The 23,445-nt window shown below is 42.6% G+C and carries 18 protein-coding genes; 12 read left to right on the top strand and 6 right to left on the bottom strand.

The features are described from left to right. The first annotated feature begins 115 nt into the window (after window positions 1-115). Both LZG71_RS10145 and LZG71_RS10140 read left to right on the top strand, forming a co-directional pair. Entirely contained in the window at window positions 116-1,216 is a 1,101-nt protein-coding gene (locus LZG71_RS10145) for a hypothetical protein (RefSeq protein ID WP_233820006.1), read from the top strand. A 14-nt stretch (window positions 1,217-1,230) separates the two neighbouring features. Next, complete coding sequence (locus tag LZG71_RS10140; protein WP_233820004.1) at window positions 1,231-1,821, top strand: hypothetical protein; 591 nt, start codon at window positions 1,231-1,233, stop codon at window positions 1,819-1,821. 3 nt (window positions 1,822-1,824) lie between these two features. Here LZG71_RS10140 and LZG71_RS10135 read toward each other — a convergent pair whose 3' ends face one another. Beyond that, window positions 1,825-2,727 carry a sterol desaturase family protein gene (locus LZG71_RS10135; protein ID WP_233819999.1) on the bottom strand — a complete coding sequence of 301 codons (903 nt, stop codon included), beginning with the start codon at window positions 2,725-2,727 and terminating at the stop codon, window positions 1,825-1,827. Between the two features lie 165 nt (window positions 2,728-2,892). Between LZG71_RS10135 and LZG71_RS10130 the strand changes: the two genes are divergently transcribed. Beyond that, the gene (locus LZG71_RS10130) at window positions 2,893-3,948 is read left to right on the top strand and encodes an agmatine/peptidylarginine deiminase (protein WP_233819997.1); all 1,056 of its coding nucleotides are present in this window, start codon (window positions 2,893-2,895) and stop codon (window positions 3,946-3,948) included. A 78-nt stretch (window positions 3,949-4,026) separates the two neighbouring features. Here the strand turns inward: LZG71_RS10130 and LZG71_RS10125 are convergent, their stop codons facing one another. Together LZG71_RS10125 and LZG71_RS10120 are read right to left on the bottom strand one after the other, a co-directional pair. Beyond that, on the bottom strand, window positions 4,027-5,304 hold the full coding sequence (locus LZG71_RS10125) for an amidohydrolase family protein (RefSeq protein WP_233819995.1): 1,278 nt from the start codon (window positions 5,302-5,304) through the stop codon (window positions 4,027-4,029). Between the two features lie 162 nt (window positions 5,305-5,466). Beyond that, complete coding sequence (locus tag LZG71_RS10120) at window positions 5,467-6,276, bottom strand: glycoside hydrolase family 25 protein (RefSeq protein WP_233819994.1); 810 nt, start codon at window positions 6,274-6,276, stop codon at window positions 5,467-5,469. Window positions 6,277-6,366: 90 nt separating this feature from the next. Between LZG71_RS10120 and LZG71_RS10115 the strand changes: the two genes are divergently transcribed. From LZG71_RS10115 to LZG71_RS10090, 6 genes are all read left to right on the top strand, one after another. After that, window positions 6,367-7,323, top strand: coding sequence for an isopenicillin N synthase family oxygenase (locus tag LZG71_RS10115; protein ID WP_233819993.1), 957 nt, complete (start codon window positions 6,367-6,369; stop codon window positions 7,321-7,323). Window positions 7,324-7,360: 37 nt separating this feature from the next. Next, window positions 7,361-8,548 carry a chromate efflux transporter gene (gene chrA / locus LZG71_RS10110; RefSeq protein WP_233819992.1) on the top strand — a complete coding sequence of 396 codons (1,188 nt, stop codon included), beginning with the start codon at window positions 7,361-7,363 and terminating at the stop codon, window positions 8,546-8,548. Window positions 8,549-8,658: 110 nt separating this feature from the next. Beyond that, a complete protein-coding gene (locus LZG71_RS10105) occupies window positions 8,659-11,622 on the top strand; it encodes a glycoside hydrolase family 3 N-terminal domain-containing protein (protein WP_233819984.1) in 2,964 nt (987 codons plus the stop codon). A gap of 79 nt (window positions 11,623-11,701) precedes the next feature. Then, window positions 11,702-12,634, top strand: coding sequence for a M20/M25/M40 family metallo-hydrolase (locus LZG71_RS10100; protein ID WP_233819983.1), 933 nt, complete (start codon window positions 11,702-11,704; stop codon window positions 12,632-12,634). Between the two features lie 124 nt (window positions 12,635-12,758). Further along, window positions 12,759-14,309, top strand: a complete 1,551-nt coding sequence (gene treA, locus LZG71_RS10095) for an alpha,alpha-trehalase TreA (protein ID WP_233819981.1) — start codon at window positions 12,759-12,761, stop codon at window positions 14,307-14,309. A 134-nt stretch (window positions 14,310-14,443) separates the two neighbouring features. After that, window positions 14,444-15,229 carry a PhzF family phenazine biosynthesis protein gene (locus tag LZG71_RS10090; protein WP_233819980.1) on the top strand — a complete coding sequence of 262 codons (786 nt, stop codon included), beginning with the start codon at window positions 14,444-14,446 and terminating at the stop codon, window positions 15,227-15,229. A gap of 25 nt (window positions 15,230-15,254) precedes the next feature. On the opposite strand, the gene LZG71_RS10085 is transcribed toward LZG71_RS10090, so the two are convergent. Beyond that, window positions 15,255-16,136, bottom strand: coding sequence for a DMT family transporter (locus LZG71_RS10085; RefSeq protein ID WP_233819979.1), 882 nt, complete (start codon window positions 16,134-16,136; stop codon window positions 15,255-15,257). Between the two features lie 73 nt (window positions 16,137-16,209). Here LZG71_RS10085 and LZG71_RS10080 point away from each other — a divergent pair, with 73 nt between their 5' ends. Continuing rightward, window positions 16,210-17,604: an OmpA family protein gene (locus LZG71_RS10080; RefSeq protein WP_233819978.1), complete on the top strand. Its 1,395-nt coding sequence runs from the start codon at window positions 16,210-16,212 to the stop codon at window positions 17,602-17,604. Between the two features lie 749 nt (window positions 17,605-18,353). On the opposite strand, the gene pth is transcribed toward LZG71_RS10080, so the two are convergent. Continuing rightward, a complete protein-coding gene (gene pth, locus LZG71_RS10075; RefSeq protein ID WP_233819977.1) occupies window positions 18,354-18,914 on the bottom strand; it encodes an aminoacyl-tRNA hydrolase in 561 nt (186 codons plus the stop codon). 150 nt (window positions 18,915-19,064) lie between these two features. Between pth and pyrR the strand changes: the two genes are divergently transcribed. Further along, a complete protein-coding gene (gene pyrR, locus LZG71_RS10070) occupies window positions 19,065-19,607 on the top strand; it encodes a bifunctional pyr operon transcriptional regulator/uracil phosphoribosyltransferase PyrR (RefSeq protein ID WP_233819973.1) in 543 nt (180 codons plus the stop codon). A gap of 150 nt (window positions 19,608-19,757) precedes the next feature. Here pyrR and LZG71_RS10065 read toward each other — a convergent pair whose 3' ends face one another. Further along, window positions 19,758-21,305, bottom strand: coding sequence for a hypothetical protein (locus tag LZG71_RS10065; protein WP_233819971.1), 1,548 nt, complete (start codon window positions 21,303-21,305; stop codon window positions 19,758-19,760). A 261-nt stretch (window positions 21,306-21,566) separates the two neighbouring features. Here LZG71_RS10065 and argS point away from each other — a divergent pair, with 261 nt between their 5' ends. After that, window positions 21,567-23,345 (top strand): arginine--tRNA ligase, encoded by a 1,779-nt coding sequence (argS, locus tag LZG71_RS10060; protein ID WP_233819969.1) that lies wholly within the window; start codon window positions 21,567-21,569, stop codon window positions 23,343-23,345. The last annotated feature ends 100 nt before the right edge of the window (window positions 23,346-23,445 follow it).

The following is a 23,445-nucleotide window of genomic DNA, read 5'->3' as shown; positions in this document are numbered from 1 at the left end:
CTGGCTTCCTTACTTTATCCATCCATAAGAAATTAATCTTGCACAATACCCAACACACGCAATCCTACTCCGACAACCTCATTCAAAAAATCGACAATCCAAAAGTTCTTTACTCATGAGTGATGCACTGCAAAAAACCATAACACTTCTATTACTGATTGCTCTTGGACTTTTTCTTAAAGGGAAATTTAAAAACAAAGAGCAGACAAACGGTATAAAGGAAATCATACTTTCCGTCGCACTTCCTTCAACTATTTTTATCTCATTGATGAAAATAGATATGGATTCATCCATGATCATCATTCCGCTGGTGACACTGGTTTTTAATTTTCTCATGTTCTTTTCTGCGCCGCTCGCATTTACATTATTTGGTATAGAAAAAAACAGCCCGACAGGAAGAACGCTAATGATGCTTATTCCTTCACTTGCTCCGGGTTTGTCTTGCTTTCCTTTTATCGCCGAATTTTTGGGAGAGAAAAGCCTTGCCATTGCCGCCCTTGCCGATGTTGGCAACAAGTTCTTCGTTTTGATCTCGCTTTATATTCTTGCCATGAATATGTTCCTGAAAAACAGCAACGAAGAGAAAAAAGAAACAAAGATGGCAGACAAGCTGAAAAGCCTGTTGCTGAGTATGCTCCAGGAACCGATCAATGCACTTATTTTTCTGGCGATCATCTTGTTGAGCCTCGGAATCAATTACAACACACTGCCTTATGTGATCACCGATCTTTTTGACAAAACCAGTGCAATGATGACACCGCTTGTATTGTTATTTATCGGGCTGGCCGTGCAACTAAAAGAAGGCAAGAAGCGTATCGTTGCAAGTATACTGTTCTTCCGCGCAGGCATCACAATGCTTATCAGCGCAGGTATGATCTACATTCTGAATATCAGCGATCTGTCTATGGTTTTGCTTGCTATTGTGATTCCGTTGAGTGCGGCAAGTTTCTGGCCTCTTGCTCATATTTCGGCATTTAATCTACGGGAAGATGCAAAGTCTTTGCCCAAAGAAAAAAGAACTTTTGACCTTGAACTCGCAGTGCTTTTATTGGCGTTCTCATTGCCATTTTCAACCATTCTGATTCTAGCAATATTATCATCGGGAGCATTTTTCGCTCACACGTCTACACTGATCACTTCCGGATTAATCCTGATTAGTTTGGGCGCGCTACCTAATGCACTGAGCAGAGTGTTTGTAAAAGTTTCGAAAGCTTAATAATGAATTTCAACATGATGTTTATCAAAAAAAGAATTGCCATTTGCATGTTTGTCTTAATTTCTGGTAATGTTTTGGCGCAAAATGTTGGCCCGAAAATTATCAGATCCGAAGCAACACATAAGTTCTTTAAGAAAAATAAACGTTACAAATATTTCTCCGACAACGCATCCGTAACCATGGCTGATGGCAGTGTCAAGTCTATTTCCGAAGTAAAAATTGGTGAAAATGTAAAAACCTGTCGGAACGGAAAAACTATTACTACCCAGGTAAAACAGGTAGAAATTTTCGAAAGCCCATCTTCTTTACTGACAGCTGTATATCTCCGCCCGTCGGAAAAATCTAATTATACCAATGAGCCTCTGATACCTGCTTTGTTGCTGGAGGCCACACCTCATCACCTGGTCCAAACCAGTCATGGAAAGAAAAAAATGAAGGAATTATCCAAGAACGATATTCTTATTCATTACGAGCCTGAAACTGGTGTAGTTTCGAGCTGGAAAGTGGGATTGATTCATACAAAAGCCCGCAAGGTTAATAAAGCATATAACCTTGAAACAGAGGAAGGCACTTATCTAATTGGCAATATGGTTATGGCACAGTAATAATCAGTATTCCGTTACATCCACGACTTCCTTTTCAGTTCGCAGTTCCTTCCGAAGTTGTTCTGTTGTTTTTCGGGAACCATCATGGCTCCATCCCGGAGGACCGAAAAGGTAACCCATTCCCGCTTTCCAATCAGGTGCTTTTCTGATGTCGTTCACAATCGCTTTCCACTCGTGAAAGGCAATTGTAAATATATTGTAAGTTGACAAATTGCCTGTTAGTCCATATTTTGGCCTCTCTTCTTCTGCCTGAAAAGTGCCGAAAATTCTATCCCAGATAACGAGTATACCTGCATGATTTTTATCCAGATATTTCACATCTGAACCGTGGTGAACCCGATGATGAGAGGGCGTATTGAAGATAAATTCGAAAAAACGAGGCATTTTATCAATGGCTTCGGTATGAATCCAAAATTGATATAACAAACTCACAGCCTGCATAAAAACGATATCAATGGGATGAAAGCCGAACAATGGCATCCAGAGGTAAAAAACAAAAGATCCTGTAATGTTTCCGGTCCAGGTTTGCCGTAATGCCGTGCCCAGATTATAGAATTGCGAAGAATGATGCACCACATGCGATGCCCAGAAATACCGTATCTGGTGGCTCATACGGTGAAACCAATAATAACTGAAATCATCTGCAAAAAAAATGAGCACCCAATACCACCAAACACCTCGCTCCAGTTCGAAAATGCGGTACTGATAAACCAACACAATTGCGCCAAAAACAACAGCCTTGGATACGAATCCTGTGATCACATTTCCAATACCCATAGAAAGACTACTCGCCGTATCTTTGGTCAGATAGTACTCATGATGCTTTTGCTGCGACCGGAAATAGAGTATCTCGGCAATCAGAGAAAATACAAAAACAGGAATGGCGTATAGAATAATATCTTTCATGATGAAGTATTCTATTAAAAAACATAACGAATTTATGATTTTTATGGAAGATATTTAAATCATATGGAAGATCAGGATTAATAAAGAGGCGAAGGGTAAGAATTTTCCAATCCTTTACGACCTTTGTTGCGACGTTTATTTTATCATCTGCAAGCCGTATTCATTGTGTCAGAAATTAATCTGTTTCAAACTCCGAAAGACCTAGGATTTGTTTTCCCAGCCGAATGGCATCCACACCGTGCTACCTGGCTCACTTTTCCGCACAATGATGCTTCGTGGCAGGGAGACAGACTCGCAAAAATGCGTCCGCAATATCTGCAATTCATCAAGGCAATTAGTCAGGGCGAAAATGTGGGGATTGTGGCTAATGACGAAAAGTTGAAAAACTTCATCATTACAGAGCTGGACAAGATCAAAGTGGATCTTGCCAAAATAGAATTTGTAGTGAAACCTACAAACGATGCCTGGTGCCGCGATCATGGACCTGCATTCCTTATCAATCCAGAAACCGGCAAAAAAATGATCATTGACTGGGGCCATAATGCATGGGGAGGAAAATATCCGCCTTACGACGATGATAACAGAACACCGCGCGCCATTGCTCAATATCTGGGTTTGCCGGCGGTGAGTGCAGGAATTATCATGGAAGGTGGCTCGGTGGAGTTCAACGGTGCAGGAAGTTTACTAACCAGTAAATCATGTTTGTTGAATAAAAACCGTAATCCACATTTGAGCCAAAAAGTAATCGAAGAGTTTTTATATAATTTTTACGGTGTAGAGCAGGCTTTGTGGGTAGAAGATGGAATTGTAGGTGACGACACCGACGGACATATAGACGACACGACAAGGTTTGTAAATGAGAATACGATTGTTGCCTGCGTAGAAAACGACCGGAATGATGAGAATTACGAAGTACTGCAGACCAACCTGAACATGTTGAAAGGTATGAGGTTGCTTAACGGCAAGCAGCCGGATATCATTGAGCTACCTATGCCAAAAGCAGTTGTAATCGACGGATTCCGTACACCGGGTTCTTATGCCAATTTCCTGATCTGCAATTCAGGTGTAATTGTTCCTGTTTTCAATAATTCGAATGATACCATTGCTTTGGATATACTCGGGCAAGCTTTCGCAGGTAGAAAAATCATTCCGCTAGAAGCTACCGAAATCATCTGGGGACAAGGAAGTTTTCACTGTTTAAGCCAGCAGGAGCCGGTTTAACAGTAACAAAAATAACGGCGCAAAACTTCCAGAGTTCTGCGCCGTTACTTTTATCGGAAACCTGTACTTCCGTTCACTTCACTCCTTATAAACCACCCCATCCTTCATCACAAAACTCACATTCATCATTACCGTCGGATCTTTTAAAGGATCTGCATCAACGGCAATGATATCTGCCAATTTCCCTGCTTCAATAGAGCCGATCTGATCCTGCATACCTAAAATCTGAGAATTGGTTTTTGTAGCGGATAAAAGTGCCTCATTCATTGGCATCCCTACTTCTGTCATGTAAACAAACTCTTTGGCATTTCTCCCGTGGACAAAAACTCCGGCGTCGGTACCGAAACCAATTTTTACACCTGCTTTGTATGCTTTTGCAAAGGATTGCTGAATTAAAACTCCCGTTTCCAATGCTTTTGGAACGACAAAAGGATGATAATATCCTGGTATTTTTGCAGAATCAGCCACCGTTTTTCCGGCAATAATGGTAGGAATCAGATAGGCTCCTTTTTCAACAAAAAGCTTGATACATTCGTCATCAAGAAATGAACCATGCTCAATAGTTGTCACGCCCGCCCGCAGAGCACGTTTCATGCCTTCGGCGCCATGAGCATGTGCAGCAACTTTAAAACCATAATCATTGGCGGTTTCAATAAGCGCTTTAAGCTCATCCGGCTGAAATTGCGGCCCTTTTCCATTTTTTGCAATACTGAGCACTCCACCCGTAGCCGTAATCTTGATCCAGTCAGTGCCATCTTTATATCGCTGACGAATGGCCTGCCTCGCCTCATCCGGACTATTAACCACTCCATCCAACGCCGCTTCCGGCAAATGGAGATCGGGCTTGATACCGTTGGAAGGGTCACCGTGCCCACCCGTTGTTGCAATTGTTTTGCCGGATGTCAATATCCTTGGACCCGTTACAGTTCCTTTATTGATCGCGTTTCGCAGAGCAATGTTTGCACCACTTCCACCCAAATCACGAACCGTAGTAAAACCAGCCATAAGCGTGGTTAATCCATTTTTTTGTGCCTCAAAAGCAACATCAGCCATGTTGTACTGCATACGCTTTTGAAATTGATCTTTACTCGTCTCCCCTTCCAGGTGTACGTGCATGTCGATCAATCCCGGCAAAACTGTTTTGCTTTTCAGGTCAATTATTTTATCTGTACCAGAGGCAGCGGTGAATCCATCGGCGATTGAAATAATCTTGTTTTTCTCAACCACAACGGTTACCGATGAGCGCGTTTTACCACTTACACCGTCAAACAAATTTCCACAATAGATAAGGGAACGTTGGGCAAATGCGCTGCCGGTCATCAACATACCAAACACAGTCAGGTAGATAAATCTCATAATTGCTACTATTTATATAAAAAGTGATTTTTATTAATAAGATTCTCTTGACTGAGTATCTGTTTCTTAAATATACGGATTGATTCAAAACAAAAAAAGCCCTCACTGCTTCCCGTGATGGCTCAAATTCGCATTAAAATTGTTTGCTGGATTCGGATACTCTTACCTCAACTCCCCCAGCCGCTCCCAATCTCCCGGTTCGTGCAAAAACACATTGTAATCCACAAACCCTTTAATGCCATCCGCCCAGCCTTTTTCGCTGTGTTGCCAAAAAAGTACGTGCGCATCCGATGCGAGGTCTTTCAAATCGGTTCTGGAATATCCTGCAAGCCAAAGTGGATAATCATCAAAATTTCCGGCAATGTATTTTTTGTAAAAATGCTCATTCACGTAAATAATTGGCTTCACTCCATAGTGTTTCTCAATCAAAACCAGCCAGTTACGCACGCCCTTTACAATAATATCGTTGGGTTTTCTTGCATCCGTTTCAAGATCCAGCACGGGTGGCAGGTCACCCGGTTCAAGCCGCACCTGTCCAATAAAATTGGCTACTTGCCTGTCGGACATCACACGAGGATTGTAAAAATGATACGCACCACGTTTCATCCCGATCCGTTTGGCTTCACTCCAGTTACGTTGAAACTGCCTGTCGAGGTGTGTCGCACCTTCCGTTGCCTTGATGTACACAAAGTCAATTCCTACCTGGTCGGTGCGGGAATCTTTCAATTTATCCCAATTGATTCTGGCATTGTGATGTGAAACATCAATACCATGAATGGCATATTTAAGCGGAAGTTTTATCCCGAATTTGCTAACAAATTCCCACTGGTTTTCATCTGTGGTGTCTTTCCACCAGAAAAGCGCTGCAACAACAATGATAATTCCACCGATAATCGCCCAGCCTTTGGCCGGCAACGGCTTTAAATATGAAGATTTTGTCGTTTTTGAAGTGTGTCTATTTTTTTTCGCCATACAACTGTAAAAGTACGAAAAGATGAGTATTGGTATATATTTAGTTGCATGGACAATAGATTGTTTTATACTTTGCAAAAAAATAAAACTATGGAACCAGCATTATTGAACGAAGTCCCTTCTCTTGATCTGGCGGACTTTACTTCCGGGAATACGGAACAAAAAGAGAAATTCGTTGCAGAGCTTGGCGCAGCATTTACCAATATTGGTTTTGTTGCAATCAAAAACCACGGTCTAAGCGATGACTTACGCATCCAGCTATACGAGGCTGTCCAGCGTTTTTTCTCGCTGCCCGATGATCAAAAAAAGAAATATGAACATCCTGAGCTGTTCGGCCAACGGGGTTATATCGGCAAAGGAAAAGAAACGGCAAAGGGTTTCAAAGTGGCTGATTTAAAGGAATTCTATCACATTGGTCAGCCCGACCCTATTGGCTCTATGCCCGGCAATGTTTTTCCAGACGAACTTCCTGAATTTAAAGCACTCACACTGGAGGTTTATAAAACATTTGAAAACGCCGGCAAAACGCTTCTTCGCGCCATTGCGATTTACCTTAACTTACCGGAAGATTACTTTGAGGACAAAGTAAAAAATGGAGATAGTCTGCTTCGTGCGCTACACTATTTCCCGATCCCAAATCCGGAATTGGTACCGGAAGGTGCCGTGAGAGCTGCCGCTCATGGTGATATCAACCTGATCACTTTGCTGATGGGAGCCAGTGCCGAAGGGCTTGAAGTACTTCGCAGAGATGGAAAATGGATAGCCATCACCGCGTTGCCTGATCAAATCGTGGTAAATGTTGGTGATATGCTCGACCGGCTTACCAACCATAAACTGAAATCGACCATCCACCGTGTTGTGAATCCACCTCGCGAAAAAATGGGCACATCCCGATATTCGATTCCGTTTTTCATGCACCCGCGTGCTGATATGAGTCTTACTTCTTTGGAAAGCTGTATTGATACTGAAAATCCAAAGATGTATGTAGATATGACTGCGGGAGAATTTCTGGATGAGCGTTTAAGGGAATTGGGACTAAAAAAATAAGTGGCGACTGCATTTGAATAAGTAAATATCCCACACATTGGCTCACCCCATCCGGCGTTTCCGATACATCATTTACCTGTTGGACATCCTGCTGCTGTCTTGTACTGCATTTGGAGGTCCACAGGTTCACTTAATGATGATGATCGAAAGGCTGGTGAGAAAAAGACGGTACATTACCGAAGAAGAACTACTTGAATTACAGGCATTGTGCCAGGTTCTTCCTGGTCCCACCTCCACACAGACCGTAACAGCGATCGGACTCAAAATTGGTGGTCAACCGCTCGCCTACCTTAGCCTGCTCGTGTGGTCCCTGCCCGGTATGATTCTCATGACTCTTGCCGCAATTGGCATTCACTACCTTGAAAAAAATCAGATATCGCTTTCCTTCACACGTTTTGTGGGGCCAATGGCTGTAGCTTTTTTGATATTCGGAGCTTATGCCATTGCCAGAAAGGTAATTCACGATGCCCAGTCATGGACATTTTTGGTTATTTCAATTATACTAACTTATCTGTATCCATCGCCTTATATGACCCCGGTGCTGATCATATCGGGAGGTGTGGCAGCATCGCTAAATTTCAGAAAACATGAGAAAATGGAAAGGGGCCCCATTAAAATCACGTGGCGACCACTCATTTTCTGGATATCCGTTTTGGTTGCAGCTGCCTTGGTGGGAAAGGTTACACAATCGCTTCCGGTAAGGCTCTTTGAGAATTTTTATCGTAATGGGAGTCTCGTTTTCGGAGGCGGACAAGTTCTTATTCCGATTCTTTACAACGAATTTGTAGAATTCAAACACTATCTCACAGATCAGGAATTTCTATCCGGAATGGCTCTTACTCAGGTAGTTCCCGGGCCGGTCTTTTCCATTGCCACCTTCGTGGGGAGCATGTCAATGCAGCCGGATGGCATCACTGGCCAGATTATTGGTGGTTTTGTGGCAACAGCCGGCATATTTCTACCCGGAACATTCTTTATTTTCTTTGCTTACCCTTTCTGGGACCAGCTAAAAAAGTATCGTGGAATACGGGCTTCCTTGCAAGGAGTTCACGCTGCAAGTTGCGGGCTTACGATTGCGGCCGCCATCTCCATGTTTCAGCCCATGCTCAAAAGTCCGCAGCCGATCATTACTGTAATAGCAACTTTATTGATCCTGACTTTTACCAAAACCCCATCCTACCTGATCATTATTGCAGGTTTGCTGCTGGGATTACTGGCACCGTGAGGTTGGCTTACTGTTTGGTCAATTGTCTTCTCCAATAACTTATTACGTTACTTTGCATTAATGCCAAGGTTTTTCAAACTTTGACGAATGGTTTGTCTATATCCTGTCTCATGAAAAAATACATTTCAATTTTCCTTTTACTAATTGCTACTACCTTTCAACTCGTTCACGCACAAATCCGATCCGTCCCCGGTTTCCTGCATCAGAATCGCCAGTGGGTTGACTCCGTTTTTGCGAGCCTTACACCTGACGAACGCATTGCACAACTAATTATGGTTGCAGCCGTTTCGGACGTAAAAAGAGCTGTTATTGACCCAAAAACCAGTAATCCGGCTTTTGTGGAAAAGCTGATACGGGAAAATAAAGTAGGTGGTGTTGTGTTTTTTCAGGGAGGTCCTGTTCCTCAGGCAAGGCTTACCAACCATTTTCAGTCCGTATCCAAGGTTCCCCTTCTTGTTGCTATGGACGCTGAATTCGGGCTCGCCATGCGTATTGACAGCACCGTCCGGTATCCGTATCAAATGACGCTTGGCGCTATTCAGGGTAATAACGACCTGATATATGAAATGGGAGCACAACTTGCCCGACAAGCAAGGCGACTTGGTGTTCACATCAATTTTGCTCCCGTTGCCGATGTTAACAATAACCCGAACAATCCGGTGATCAGTTTCCGGTCTTTTGGAGAAAATAAATATAAAGTGGCAGACAAAGCCATTGCATACATGCGTGGAATGCAGGAAAACGGATTGCTAACCAGTGCAAAACATTTTCCTGGACATGGCGATACCGGTGTAGATTCCCATTTCGATCTGCCCTTAATAGCCCACGACATGAACCGGATCGATTCTCTTGAACTCTACCCTTTCCGGGCGATGATGAGCAACGGATTGAGCGGCGTAATGATCGCCCACCTGAGCATTCCGGCTCTTGACAAAACACCGAACTTGCCTTCAACTTTATCCAAACCTATTGTTACCGATCTGTTAAAAAAACAACTCGGTTTTGAGGGGCTGATCTATTCCGATGCCATGAATATGAAGGGAGTCACCAAATATTTCCCGAATGGCAAAGCGGACGCAATGGGACTTGAAGCAGGAATGGATGTATTGGAGTTCACCGAAGACGTAACAAAAACCATTGCAGAAATCAAGAAAAGTATCGCAGAAGGCCGCATTTCTCAGGCGGAAATTGATGCTCGTTGCCGCAAGGTTTTGGAAGCCAAAGCGTGGGTTGGACTCAATCGTTATCAATCTGTTGACCTTAAAAATCTTTACGAAGATCTTAATCCAAAGGCAGCAGAATTAACAAACCGCCTTCTCACGGAAAAAGCACTTACCGTTTTAAAAAATGAAAATAATTTGCTTCCTCTGCGTGCGCTTGATACGTTAAAAATTGCATCTGTTTCCATCGGAGCAGACAGCGTGACTACATTTCAAAAAACACTTTCGCTTTACACAACTGTTGACAATTACACCATCCCAGCTAAACCTACCGAAGCCCAGCTTACTGAACTGAAAAGCAAAATGGGTGCCTATAACTTATTACTCGTGGGTGTTCACCTGGGTAGCATCTCTCCGAAAACCAGTTACGGATTAACAGAACCGATGAATAATGTTCTTGCAGAACTGATGACCGCTAAAAAAACAGTCGTATCGGTTTTCGGCAATCCATATTCGCTTAATAAAATCAAAGGCACAGAAGCCGCCAAAGCACTCGTGATGGCTTACCAACTTACGCCTTATACACAGGATCTGTCGGCTCAGCTAATTTTCGGAGCAATTCCGGCAAAGGGGAAATTACCTGTTACTGTGAACGCGAATTTCCCTTACAATGCTGGAATAGAAACCACTGCCATAGGCAGGCTGAAATATACGATTCCGGAAGAAGTCGGGCTGGATTCCAAGCTTATTACCTTCAAAATTGACTCCATCGCTAACCTTGCAGTCAACCAGAAAGCAACACCCGGAGCTGTGGTTCAACTGGCAAAAGATGGAAAGGTATTTTTCCGCAAAGCTTATGGCAAACATACTTATGAAAAACCCGAAGTAGTAAAGCTGACGGATTTGTATGACCTGGCCTCTGTAACCAAAATCACCGCTTCCACACTGGCACTTATGAGCCTTTGGGACGAAAAGAAGTTTGACCTGGATGCCAGCATGGGAGATTATTTGCCTGACTTTAAAAAGTCAGATAAGGCTGACCTTTCCTGGCGCCGGGTGCTTACGCACAGTGCAAGACTGAAAGCTTTTATTGTTCTTTGGAAGGAAGCACAAAATGCTGACGGTAGCTGGAAAAAGAAGACTTTCAGCACAAAGCAATCAGCCAAATATCCTATCTCTGTGGTGGGCGACAGTTTGTTTATTTACAAGAATTACGATAAAACGATCTTCAAATCCATCCGGGATTCTCCTCTAAATGAAAAAGAAGGATATGTATACAGCGATCTTTCATTCATTTTGTATCCGCAAATTGTAAAAAGTCTTTCCGGTGAGGGTTTCGAAGATTATCTCAAAAACCATTATTACCACAAACTGGGCGCAAACACACTCACTTTCAATCCAAAACGCTTTTTTAAACCTGAAGACATCGTTCCGACAGAACGCGACACGTTTTTCCGTATGACGCAGCTTCACGGCCAGGTACATGACGAAGCAGCGGCAATGCTGGGCGGATTGAGCGGACATGCGGGGCTTTTTGGTGACGCAAATGATGTGATGAAAGTCTGGCAGATGTATTTGCAACAGGGCTATTATGGTGGCGAACAATTGCTGAGTAAAGACGCTCTGTTTGAATTTACCCGCTATCAGTATCCTGAAATGGGAAGCCGGCGCGGTATAGGATTCGACAAGCCAGCATTTAAGTATACGGGTAGTTCACCTCGTTTCGCAAGTCCGTCGAGCTATGGTCACACTGGCTACACAGGAATCATGACCTGGGCCGATCCTGCCTGGAATCTCAACTACGTATTCCTGTCCAACCGGGTGTATCCCACCAGGGCGAACAACAAAATATCAGAGCTGAATATCAGAACCGGGATTATGGATGTGATTTACGAGGCTTTAATGAAGAAATAGAAACCCGACCGAATATTACCAATCAGGATGAGCCTCCACTCATCCTGATTTTATTTATAAAACAAAAGTTATTTAACCTATGAAATTCCTGGCAACTTCTTTATTCTCATTAGTTACGTTAACCTGCTTTGCCCAATCCCCATCCCCCACAATCATTTCCAAACACATCTCCTATCTTGCATCCGACAAGATGAAAGGGCGTGGTACAGGCAGTAAGGAAAATGAAAAGGCGGCAAAGTACGTAGCAAAGCAATTCAGAAAGTACGATTTACAGCCCAAAGGAACGGACGGGTTCTACCAGAAATTTACAGCAAAGGTGAGGCGGGTTGTGGTTCCCGATAGTTTAAGAGAGACAAGGAATGTAATTGGCTTTCTGGATAACGGCGCTGCTTACACCGTAGTTATAGGAGCTCACTTCGACCACCTTGGTATGGGCAAACAGGGAAGCTCCAAAGCTGAAAATCCCGAGGGACAAATTCATAATGGTGCCGACGATAATGCTTCCGGCGTGGCTGGATTACTGGAACTCGCCAGATATTTCTCCGAAAATAATGTAAATGAAACCTGTAATTTTCTCTTCATCGCCTTTGGTGCCGAAGAACTGGGACTTCTTGGATCGAGACACTTTGTGAATAATCCGACCATCCCGCTAAGCTCTATCAATTTCATGACCAACATGGATATGATTGGCAGGTATGACAAAAACCGTGGAGTAGGTATTGGTGGCTACGGTACCAGCCCCCAATGGCCTGAGATATTTAAGGATGTAAAAAGTGAAACGAAATATTTCACTGACAATGCCGGCAGCGGCGGATCTGACCATGGTTCTTTTTATGCTAAACAAATCCCGGTGCTATTTTTTCACACCGGCGGCCACGACGATTATCACAAGCCTACCGATGATGCCAACAAGGTAGATACGGTTGCAGAGGCCGGCATCCTGAACATTGAGATTCAGCTGATTGAAAACGCGTTAAAGCTTCCTAAACTAACATTCACAGAAGCCAAATAATACTTTTGGCATGAATTTATTGGTATCCGACAACAGGTCGGATACTTTCCGCTCAGGCAACATTCGCATTTAAAATTGCGTTGTTAACATTCAACAAATTGTAAGAACCCTTAAAACAAGAATAGTGTACGGATTCATAGCACCAGCCTTTACCTACGGTCAGTCTTACATTTCTCCGGAAGATTTATACGGAACTCTTTTCAGGGATGTGCAACGGGCCCATATATTTATTGATTCAAAAACATTTGCTGATTGTATCCCTCTGGCAGATCCGGTATTGATCATTGAAAGATATCACCAGGAGAAAAACTTACCTGATTTCAGTATAAAAAGTTTCGTCATAAACTACTTTCGCGAGGCAGAAGAAATAAAATCCAGCTTCACCGCGGACAAGGAATCAACTGCGGAACAGCATGTCCAAAAGCTTTGGAATGTGCTTACACGGCATCCGGAAAGCCAGGAGCGCGGCGGATCACTTATTCCATTACCACATTCTTATGTAGTGCCGGGAGGTCGGTTCAGGGAAATTTATTACTGGGACAGCTACTTTACCATGCTGGGCTTGAAGGAATCCGGAAGAGGAGACCTTATAGAAGGTATGATCAATAATTTCGCATTCCTTATTGATACATTTGGTTACGTACCTACCGCAAACCGCACCTACTATCTCAGCCGTTCGCAACCGCCATTTTTTTCGCTGATGATCAATTTATACAGCGAAATGGAGGGAAAAAAGGTACTTAAAAAGTATTTATCCCAACTGCAAAGGGAATACGATTACTGGATGGACGGAAGCGAGAGCCTCACAGAGCCTTTCACGGCCCACCGCAGGGTGGTGAACTTACCTTCGGGGTTGAAACTGAACCGTTACTGGGACGACAAGGCAACTCCCCGACCGGAATCCTATTCAGAAGATTTAGAACTTGCAGAAGAGGCTGAGTACAAATACAAGGCATCAAAAGAAGATATTTACAGGCATGTCCGCGCTGCGGCCGAGTCCGGCTGGGATTTTAGCAGCCGCTGGTTCCGGGACGAAGACGATTTTGCCTCCATACATACAACAGATATATTACCTGTTGACTTGAACTGCCTGATGCATAATCTGGAAAAAACGCTGGCCGAGGCCTACTTCCTGAACGACCAGTTTGACCTGCATTACAAGTACGTACAACTGGCCAAAGATCGTTGCGATGCCATCCAGACCTACTTTTGGGATGGACTGCGTAACTTTTATATGGATTACGATTTCAAGAAAAAAAGATGTACGAACTCCGTGACACTCGCCGGAACATTTCCCTTGTTTTTCAAGCTTGCAAGCAAAACACAATCCCATTACATACGTGCCTACATCAGGCTCAATTTCATGAAATCGGGCGGATTGCTTACAACACTGGTTCGATCAGGGCAGCAGTGGGATGCTCCGAATGGATGGGCGCCTTTGCAGTGGATTACTTACAAGGGACTAAGAAATTACAATTTTCATCGTACAGCAAATGAGCTTAGTGCGGAGTGGCTCGGCTTGCTTGAAAAAGAATTCAGACATTCCGGAAAAATGCTGGAAAAGTACAACGTATCTGACACAAATTTGACGGCCGGTGGCGGTGAGTATGAAATCCAGGAAGGCTTTGGCTGGACAAATGGCGTTTACCTCAGAATGAAGAACAGAAAGAGATAAGTGATAGTACAAGTTCTAACACTCCATTTATCTCTTTCTAATAAGATTCTTAAAATTTCCGGAGTCCATCATCGTTGAATAGGAAATATTTTTAATACCTTGGTAAAACCATAACCATCATCTGTGACGCTTTTATGAAATTACCTATATATCACATCGACGCATTTACAGACAAGCTTTTTTGCGGAAATCCTGCGGCCGTGGTTCCTCTAACTAACTGGTTATCTGATGAAACGATGCTTAACATCGCAGCGGAGAACAACCTTGCAGAAACAGCCTTTTATGTAAAAACAGATGCTGGATTCGACCTTCGGTGGTTTACTCCTACAGTAGAAGTTGATCTATGCGGACATGCCACACTAGCAGCTGCGTATGTTATTTTCAATCTGCAAAACTACGAAGGTGATGAAATCCGCTTTGATACGCGTAGTGGTATTTTGACTGTAAAATTGGCAGAAGACTGGCTTACGCTGAATTTCCCTATTGATCAGTATCAGATCGCAGTTCCGCCTCCCGCTTTGGTTGAAAGTCTCAACATCACCATGGCGGAGGTTTACAAAGGAAAAACGGATTACCTGGTTGTTCTGGATTCGGAGGAAGAAGTTAAAAATCTTGACTTTGATATCATTGTGTTGTCGACAATTCCTGCCCGTGGAATTATTATCACAGCAGTTGGAGACGATGTGGATTTTGTATCAAGGTTTTTTGCTCCCCAATCAGGTATAGATGAAGATCCTGTTACAGGCTCCGCTCATACCACCCTGATTCCTTATTGGGCAGATAAACTTGACAAAAAAACACTTACCGCCAAACAATTATCTAAACGAGGAGGTTATCTTAAATGTGAACTTGCGGGCGACCGCGTAAATATTTCCGGCCAGGCTAGATTGTATTTACAGGGAGAAATAGAGGTAGATTAATATTCAGGGCAGTGTATGGTTAAAACTATACACTGCCCTTTTTCAGTTTCTTACGCTGACCTGCATACAATCCTCCGACAACGAGTATCGTTCCGATGATCGTGTAAATCGTAATCGGTTCATCCATCAGCCACCAGGCAAAGAGAAATCCGAATAGCGGACAAAGAAACAACCACATAGAAGCTTTGACGGTATCCAGCCGGAGCAGGTAAAACCAGCAAATAAGTCCCACAATTGACACTGCGAGGCTAAGCCACAATACAGACGCCCAAAATTGAGCATTCCACTGTGTCTGCGTTTCATTACCCATCCATAATGTTGCAGGAAGCAGGAAAACACCGCCCAGAAATACCTGCCATCCATTGATCAGCAAATTGGGCAACTCCCATTTTACACTGGCATAATAAACACTTGCCGCCGAAACGGCGATCATACTGATCATGAGAAGTGTGATTCCAAACGGCGTGGTAAAACTGTTTTTCATTAAGGGATAAGTGGCTATCGCTATACCTGCCATGCCAAGTATAATACCCAGCCACTCTTCGGTAGCGGGTCGGCGACTCAGCCACCATGATGAGAGCAAAACTATTATTAAAGGATTGGTAGATACAGCAAGACTCCCTATCCCCGCGGCAGTATATTTCATCGCACACACGTAGAGACCCAGGTAAAGCGTTGTATTGAGGAAGCCAAATAACGCCAGCTGCCCAAATTCCCTGCGGGTGGGTAATCGATAACTTTGGTCTTTGATAAAACCGTAAGAAAAGCCCAGCAGTAATATTCCTGCAATAAAAAACCGAACATTAGCCAAAATTAAAGGAGCCGCCGATTGTACCCCAAACTTGGTTGCAACGGAAGCCGAAGCCCATAGAATGGAAAAAAGAAGACCAATAGCAATATTTTTCACACGCGAAATTAATTATCTCTCAAAAATACGTGATGCCTTTCGGCTTCCGCCTGCACTTTTCATATTTTTGAAAATGATTTGCAAAAAAAATGTCTGCTGGCTTTATCTGTTTTTATTCCTTTCAATAGGAATTCCTTCTTTTTCTCAAAGCCAGTGGACCTACGATTTTAACAACGGACTCAATCCAATTGAAAGTGGAGGTATTTCACTCAAAATGTTGGGGCAGCCCGGACAATACGTCAAAGAAAAAATCCCTGGTACAGAAGATCTTTTCAGGACCACCTATCGCTTTGAAACAAACAGCGGCTTACAGTTTAATAACACCGAAGCGAAGGGCTTTCTGAACAAATCGTTCACTGTGGAGATCTATTTCAAACTGGACACACTCGGGAGCTGGAAGCGCGTACTTGATTTTAAAAACCGTAAAAGTGACTACGGTTGCTACATCTATGATGGAAAGCTTAACTTTTACGATTTTGCGATCAGTGAAAAGGCTCCGATAAGGCGCAACCAGTATTTGCATTATGTGTATTCGAGAGACTTCGAAACGAAAACCATTAAGATGTACATCAATGGCCTGCTTAAACTGGAATTTAAAGACCCGGGAACGGAAGGTGTGCTGGATCAGGATCAGGTACTGAACCTTTTCCAGGATGATCTCATTGCCAACCATGAAGCCAGCGCCGGCTCTGTGGCCCTGATCCGGATATACGACCGGGTAATGACGCCAGTTTTTATCAGACGAAGTTTTCAATCTATAAACAAGGCAAAGCCCCCTGTGGAGGTGGCAGAAAAAGAACCTGTTGAGGAGATCAAACAAGAAGCCATTAAGGAAGAGGCCAAAGCTCCCTCAAACCTTGTCAGTGTGAGTGGAAGAGTTTACGACGGTCGAAATTTAAAACCCGTTCAGGATGCAAGTGTGTCGGTTCGCCAGAGCAAAGATGATTTATTGGTAACCCAGACCAAGACAATTGACGGACTATATGTGGTGGAGCTGAAACCTTACGAATCTTATAAAATTTCGGTGGACGCAGTTGGCTTTCAAAGCAAGAGTATGCCTGTTAAAACCTCGGGAAAGTCGCAGGAAGTAAAGTCACTATTTAACCTTTCCCCGGAAAGTTACGAGTCTCCTATTGTAACCATCTATTTCCCTCAAAGTCTTGAAGAAATGGAAGGTGATGCAAAAACAAAGCTGGATTCGATGGTATCTTATTTCAATGTAAGAAAAGACCTGAGGATTCTGCTGAAAGGTCACACGGACAATATGGGTGATTTCGATAAAAATATCGCACTGTCACGACAGCGTGTAGAAACCGTAAAAAATTATCTGGTGGAACGGGGAATTCCAGCTGATCGTATTGAGGGAACTGGTTATGGTCCGGCACGTCCAAATGCCCAAAACCAGACTGAGACACAGAAACAGCGTAACCGGAGGGTGGAAGTGTGGGCAGAGCCTATAAAAAGATAAAGCCATCTCAAATGAGATGGCTTTATACTGACTATTCCTAAACCCTTAACCTTTTCTTATCTTTAATATCTTTCAGATTACTACAATTGAGTGCATTAGTCACCATCAATGTTAGTCAATCTGTATTAATTTCAAAACCTAAAATTTCGGACCAGAACATTTAATTTCTTTGTTCCTCTTTCCATTTTCAATTAAGCACTTAACTACAAATAACTACTTTCAGTTCAGTGTATAATTGTACTACTTCTTACTTAAAACCTTTACGTCGCAATCTCGGAAAGTTATTATATCAGACGTCGATTGGTTCTATAAAGTCACTTCCGTTCTTATAATACTCCATTTTTTCTAGCAAAATTCTCAACAAGGATTTCAACGTATATACGAAATAAATTCTTGTTTCGATTTAGGCAGAGACATTTAGTTTTACTCCTCATTCACTGGCAACGACCCAAATCAACACGATCCATTTGTCAAATTGCCCCATCAAGCCAATAACAATTCCCTTCATGGTTTAATTCAATTCGGTTGCAACTGAATCGTAATACAAATATCACTATAAATTTCATAATTACAAATAACAATAAAGCTCACAAACAGAATAATATTTGGAACAATTAAAGCTTACTTGCTGCATTAAAACAACAATCAGATACTTACAGCGTCTGTGTTAAAATAATATTTTACAAAAATAGCATTTGCCAAAATTTATATGATTCTTGAAATAATTATAAATTCTTAAAAAAATACAATCATTGATTATAATTATTCATTGTAGCTTGTATACCCAAAGTGCAAAACGAAACGACCATATCCCCTGCCCGGTCCAAAAAGATAGGCAATTCTACCATTTCGTCTTTCGAAAACGCCTTCAAAACATAATCTACCTGTCTTCCGCGAGGAAAATTATTACCTATCCCGAACCTCAGTCTGGAGTAATTGGAGTTGCCTAAAACCTCCTCAATATGCCTGAGTCCGTTATGTCCGCCGTGGCTGCCTTTCGGTTTTAGCCTGAGTGTACCAAACTCCAGTTGCAGCTCGTCTACAACTACCAAAAGGTTTTCAGGTGAAATTTTAAACTGATCCATATAGTACCGGATCGCTTTCCCGCTCAGATTCATGAAAGTAGTCGGCTTAATAAAATAGAACTGGCGCCCTTTGTGCTTCCATTCGGCAACAAACGCCAGTTTTTCGAAAGAAAATGTAAAACCATTGGACGCAGCAAGTCTGTCCAAAACCATGAAACCTACATTATGTCTGGTTAGCGCGTATTCAGGACCTATATTTCCAAGGCCGGCAATGAGGTATTTCATTTGTGCAATATTGTATGTTCAAGCGGATCAAATCGCAAAATAAGCTAATTGAGAAAGCGATCCCGAAATAAATTAACAAATCTATTAACCTGAAAAGTTTTAGATTTCACAATTGTCAAGTTAATTTAGGCTAAAATTCATGCAAAATACATGACGCCCCAAAAACGATTGATACTAAGCAGCCCGCTGCTGGAAATTATGACCAGCCGGCTCTGCCAGCAACTTATTGAAAACCATCAGGATTTTTCCAATTCTGTTGTCATGGGTCTTCAGCCAAGAGGAATCCACTTTGCAGAACGTGTAATTACAGAATTACGACAAATTACGGGAAAGGATATTCCCATTGGTCATTTGGATGCCACTTTTTACAGAGATGACTTTCGCCGCAGGGATTCCCCGCTTTTACCAAACAAAACAAATGTTCCTTTCCTGATCGAAGGAAAACGTGTGATACTTATAGACGATGTGCTGGCTAGCGGACGAATGGTAAGAGCCGCACTGGATGCCATGACGGCCTTTGGGCGACCCAAGATGGTCGAATTACTGGTATTGATTGACAGACGCTACAACCGTGAGCTCCCGATTGAACCTGATTATGTAGGCATGAAAGTAAGCACGCTTGAAAGCCAGAGGGTACAGGTAGAGTGGAAAGAACAGGGATTTACTGCTGATCACATCTGGATGGTGGATTAGTTTGCAGGTTTACAGTCTAAAATGAGTTTACAGTTAAGTAAACAGGCCCTGTTTCTAGCCCCGCATTATTTGCCCATTCAATTAATAATCAGCAACAAAAACTGTTTATTGTAACTTTTTTACTGTAAACTTTTAACTTAAAAACTAAGCTTACCTGAGCTCCTTATCCTCAGCATTTTCCACCTTACCTATATCTTCGGTTTTGTAATTGAGCTTGTTGACATAGAAAACTTCCTTTCCCTGCCCTATTGATGAGCCTCCAACTCTCTGCATTCCATAGGCAAGAAAATACTGTCCGTACCATGGTAACAGGTAGCCGTCTTCGTTGTTAAGAATTTTCTGTCCCTCCTGCTTGGTTTCAATTTTGAACTTTTCACCTTGCACAACCACCTTGTCTCTTCTGATGACCTCCGTATGGATTTCACCTTCTTGCGGGTATGCCAAAACAAAATAATCATCAACACGTGTGATTTGCACCATTTCCTGAAGATCAAAACTGGTCAGATCTTTGATGGTTATACAATTATCCCATTTGAATTTCCCATTTCTGTCAAAGCCACAGACGATAGCGTGTGTATAGCGATATCCTTCTATTGAACGGGAGATATAAGGTCGGGTCATTCCCCCGGAAATAACGGGTGTAGTAGACCTTTGATTCGGGTAGTATACCTCTGCAACCAGCACAATTTCATTCTCCGTCTGGATCAGTTCATGCACAAGTAACCTGTAACGAAACCTATTTTCCTTACCCATACTTTTACGCTTCCCAATGCGCTCCAGCATTTTCTGGCGCCGTTTAGGCTTCATAAAGTTGAAAAAGTTCTGCAATTCCGAGAACTCTATAAACTCCGGCTGCGCTGGTTCATTATGCTCAATGTGTGTAACATACAGCCCTTGGGAATAAGGCGTACATCCCACAGAATAATTTCCTATCAGATAAGAATCGTCAGGATTTAATGGTACAATCTGGCCGGATATGAAGCTGTTTTTAGGATCACTTAGCGTTGTTTTTTTCAGCAACTTCCCTTCATAACTGTAAGTTTTTATTTCAAATACACAGTTCTTTTTACGATACGCGTAGGTAATCACATTGATGTACCCGTCCACTTCATTGATGTCCACATTATTAATCTCCGTGTTCTTCTCGTAGAGGCCTGGTAATACCCTGGTTGTATGGTCGAAGAAAGAATGAACCAATACCACCGGTCTGGACCTGTAATAACCCGAAATAAGAGCCTTACTTCCAATCACTTTGAACTGCTGCACATCTACGCCAGCCAACAGGTTTCCTTTGTGAATATCTATCGTACCGTCAGAAAAATTGAGTTTTAAAAAAAGAAAGCGGTCGGTATCCGGCTCAGCGAAAAGCCAATAGCCAAAGTGCTCCGTTTTGTGCGCCATCACGGGCGTATATCTAAAATCAAGTTTGTAGGCATTCCGCCATACTGCTTTAAGCGTTGTATCATACTTGACAAACTGCCATTGCTCGCTCCGGCTCGAAAAAGGGTCTCCGCGTATCACGGATAAGATTCCCTCTTCTCCCAGGCCAAAAACCTCAAACTGCTCGGTAGAATAAGAACTTGCAGGAATTTCCAGCCGATCGGATTGTTCGAGCTGAGCATAAGCCGGACAGATAAGCGCCAGGCCGGCAGAAAGAAATACTACAGAAAATACATTGTATAGAATTCGCCTCTTCATTTGCCAAAGGTTAATTTTAACGTTTTATGAATAAGATACGGACCACAAAGGGGATTTTTCGTCCTATTCCTTCAGCCAATCAATACCTGTTTCATAACTTCTTTTACCGGGGTGCAAGTCGGTTCAATATTTACCCTAATTTTGCATCAAAAAGGATAACATCCTTATTAATACTGATAATATTTTTATTCAAATAAAAAATAAGAGAAATCTACCCTGAATTCTCAGAAAAGCACTGACTGTCAATTTAAAATAATTTTCATGACGATTGAAGCAATTTTAAAAGAAGATATAAGAATAGCAATCCAGAAACATTTCGATGTAGCTGCGGACGATATCATTTTGCAACCTACCAAAAAGGAATTTGAAGGATTTTACACATTTGTTACTTTCTCGCTAAGCAAAACTGCAAGAAAATCCCCAGCCGAAATAGGTCAGATCATTGGCACCGAACTTCAGGAGAGTTCTTCTCTTGTTTCACATTTCAACGTCGTGCAGGGATTTCTGAACCTGAGCCTAAAAGATTCGACCTGGCGGGGACTATTCGATAGCATTCTTACAAATCCTGCATTTGGCACTTTCCCCTCAAACGGGGAGTCGGTGATGGTTGAATTCTCATCTCCAAATACCAATAAACCGCTCCATCTCGGACATTTAAGAAATAACTTTCTGGGAGACTCTCTCGCCAGAATCCTGAAAGCCAGCGGCTATGATGTTGTGAAGACCTGCCTGGTTAACGACCGTGGAATTCACATCTGCAAGTCTATGCTCGCTTACCGTGAGCTTGGCAACGGCGAAACTCCGGAATCGTCTGGGTTGAAAGGCGACCATCTTGCGGGTAAGTATTACGTGCTGTTTGATAAAGAATACAAAGCACAAATCGGTAAGCTGGTAGAAGAAGGCATGAGTGAGGAACTCGCCGCTAAAAAAGCACCGTGGATGCTCGAAGCGCAGCAGCTTCTTCTGGCCTGGGAACAGGGCGACCAGGCTGTTGTGGATCTTTGGAATAAAATGAATGGCTGGGTGTATGACGGTTTCCGCCAGACATACGATAAAATCGGTGTTGCATTTGACAAAACCTATTACGAATCCAACACCTATTTGTTAGGAAAAGATATCATCGAAGAAGGGCTTAAAAAGAATGTATTCTTCCGAAAAGACGACAATTCTGTATGGATAGATCTGAAAGAAGAAGGCCTTGATGAAAAATTGGTGCTTCGTGGCGATGGAACTTCGGTATACATTACCCAGGATCTTGGAACAACCGAACTGAAATTCAGCGATTTTCACAATAACAGATACTTATGGGTTGTGGGAAATGAGCAGGATTACCATTTCAAAGTTCTTTTTGCAATATTAAAAAGATTGGGACGTCCTTATGCAGATGGTTGTTACCACATCAGTTATGGTATGGTTGACCTTCCATCAGGTAAAATGAAATCGCGTGAAGGTACCGTAGTGGATGCCGATGAACTGGTTTCTCAGATGATTCAAACCGCAGCGGATCGCACACAAGAATTAGGAAAAATTGACGATTTTGAAAGCGCAGAAGCCAAAAAGCTATACGATCAGCTTGCTCTTGGTGCTTTAAAATATTTCCTTTTGAAGGTTGACCCTAAGAAAAGAATGCTTTTCAACCCGGAAGAATCAATTGATTTCCAAGGACATACAGGTCCATTCATACAATACACTTATGCACGAATACGCTCTATTTTACGCAAAGCGGAGCAGAGTGGATTGATTCCAACGGTACCGTCTGAAAACTATAAAATTCACGCAGCAGAAAAGGAGCTTATCTTCTCATTATCGCTGTACCCGTCCCGCGTTCTTACTGCTGCCAACGAATTCGCTCCTTCTGTGATTTCATTGTACGCTTTTGAGCTGGCGAAGGTGTACAACCAGTTTTATGCAGAGGTTTCCATTTTCCAGGATCCTGATCCGGAAGCTGTAAAATTTAGAATTGCGTTATCCAAAGTCGTTTCTGAAACGATTCACAGCGCTTTGGAGTTATTGGGAATAGATGTACCGGAAAGAATGTAAGCCGGGCCAGGATAAACAGCTGAATGACCAGTCTGATTTGGATTAAATAGCTCTTAGCGATCTGCTTTAAGCAATTAGTTAGATCAATAATAAAACTGAT

It is taken from the genome of Dyadobacter sp. CY312, from assembly GCF_021390535.1.
Classification (GTDB): domain Bacteria; phylum Bacteroidota; class Bacteroidia; order Cytophagales; family Spirosomataceae; genus Dyadobacter.
Note: the sequence above shows the minus strand (reverse complement) of the source record. Positions and strands in the feature narration are given on the sequence as shown.

Coding starts and splice junctions, on each gene's coding strand:
- LZG71_RS10145 (WP_233820006.1), top strand. CDS start 116: ATGAGTGATGCACTGCAAAAAACCATAACACTTCTATTACTGATTGCT.
- LZG71_RS10140 (WP_233820004.1), top strand. CDS start 1,231: ATGATGTTTATCAAAAAAAGAATTGCCATTTGCATGTTTGTCTTAATT.
- LZG71_RS10135 (WP_233819999.1), bottom strand. CDS start 2,727: ATGAAAGATATTATTCTATACGCCATTCCTGTTTTTGTATTTTCTCTG.
- LZG71_RS10125 (WP_233819995.1), bottom strand. CDS start 5,304: ATGAGATTTATCTACCTGACTGTGTTTGGTATGTTGATGACCGGCAGC.
- LZG71_RS10120 (WP_233819994.1), bottom strand. CDS start 6,276: ATGGCGAAAAAAAATAGACACACTTCAAAAACGACAAAATCTTCATAT.
- LZG71_RS10115 (WP_233819993.1), top strand. CDS start 6,367: ATGGAACCAGCATTATTGAACGAAGTCCCTTCTCTTGATCTGGCGGAC.
- LZG71_RS10105 (WP_233819984.1), top strand. CDS start 8,659: ATGAAAAAATACATTTCAATTTTCCTTTTACTAATTGCTACTACCTTT.
- LZG71_RS10100 (WP_233819983.1), top strand. CDS start 11,702: ATGAAATTCCTGGCAACTTCTTTATTCTCATTAGTTACGTTAACCTGC.
- LZG71_RS10090 (WP_233819980.1), top strand. CDS start 14,444: ATGAAATTACCTATATATCACATCGACGCATTTACAGACAAGCTTTTT.
- LZG71_RS10080 (WP_233819978.1), top strand. CDS start 16,210: ATGATTTGCAAAAAAAATGTCTGCTGGCTTTATCTGTTTTTATTCCTT.
- pth (WP_233819977.1), bottom strand. CDS start 18,914: ATGAAATACCTCATTGCCGGCCTTGGAAATATAGGTCCTGAATACGCG.
- pyrR (WP_233819973.1), top strand. CDS start 19,065: ATGACGCCCCAAAAACGATTGATACTAAGCAGCCCGCTGCTGGAAATT.
- LZG71_RS10065 (WP_233819971.1), bottom strand. CDS start 21,305: ATGAAGAGGCGAATTCTATACAATGTATTTTCTGTAGTATTTCTTTCT.
- argS (WP_233819969.1), top strand. CDS start 21,567: ATGACGATTGAAGCAATTTTAAAAGAAGATATAAGAATAGCAATCCAG.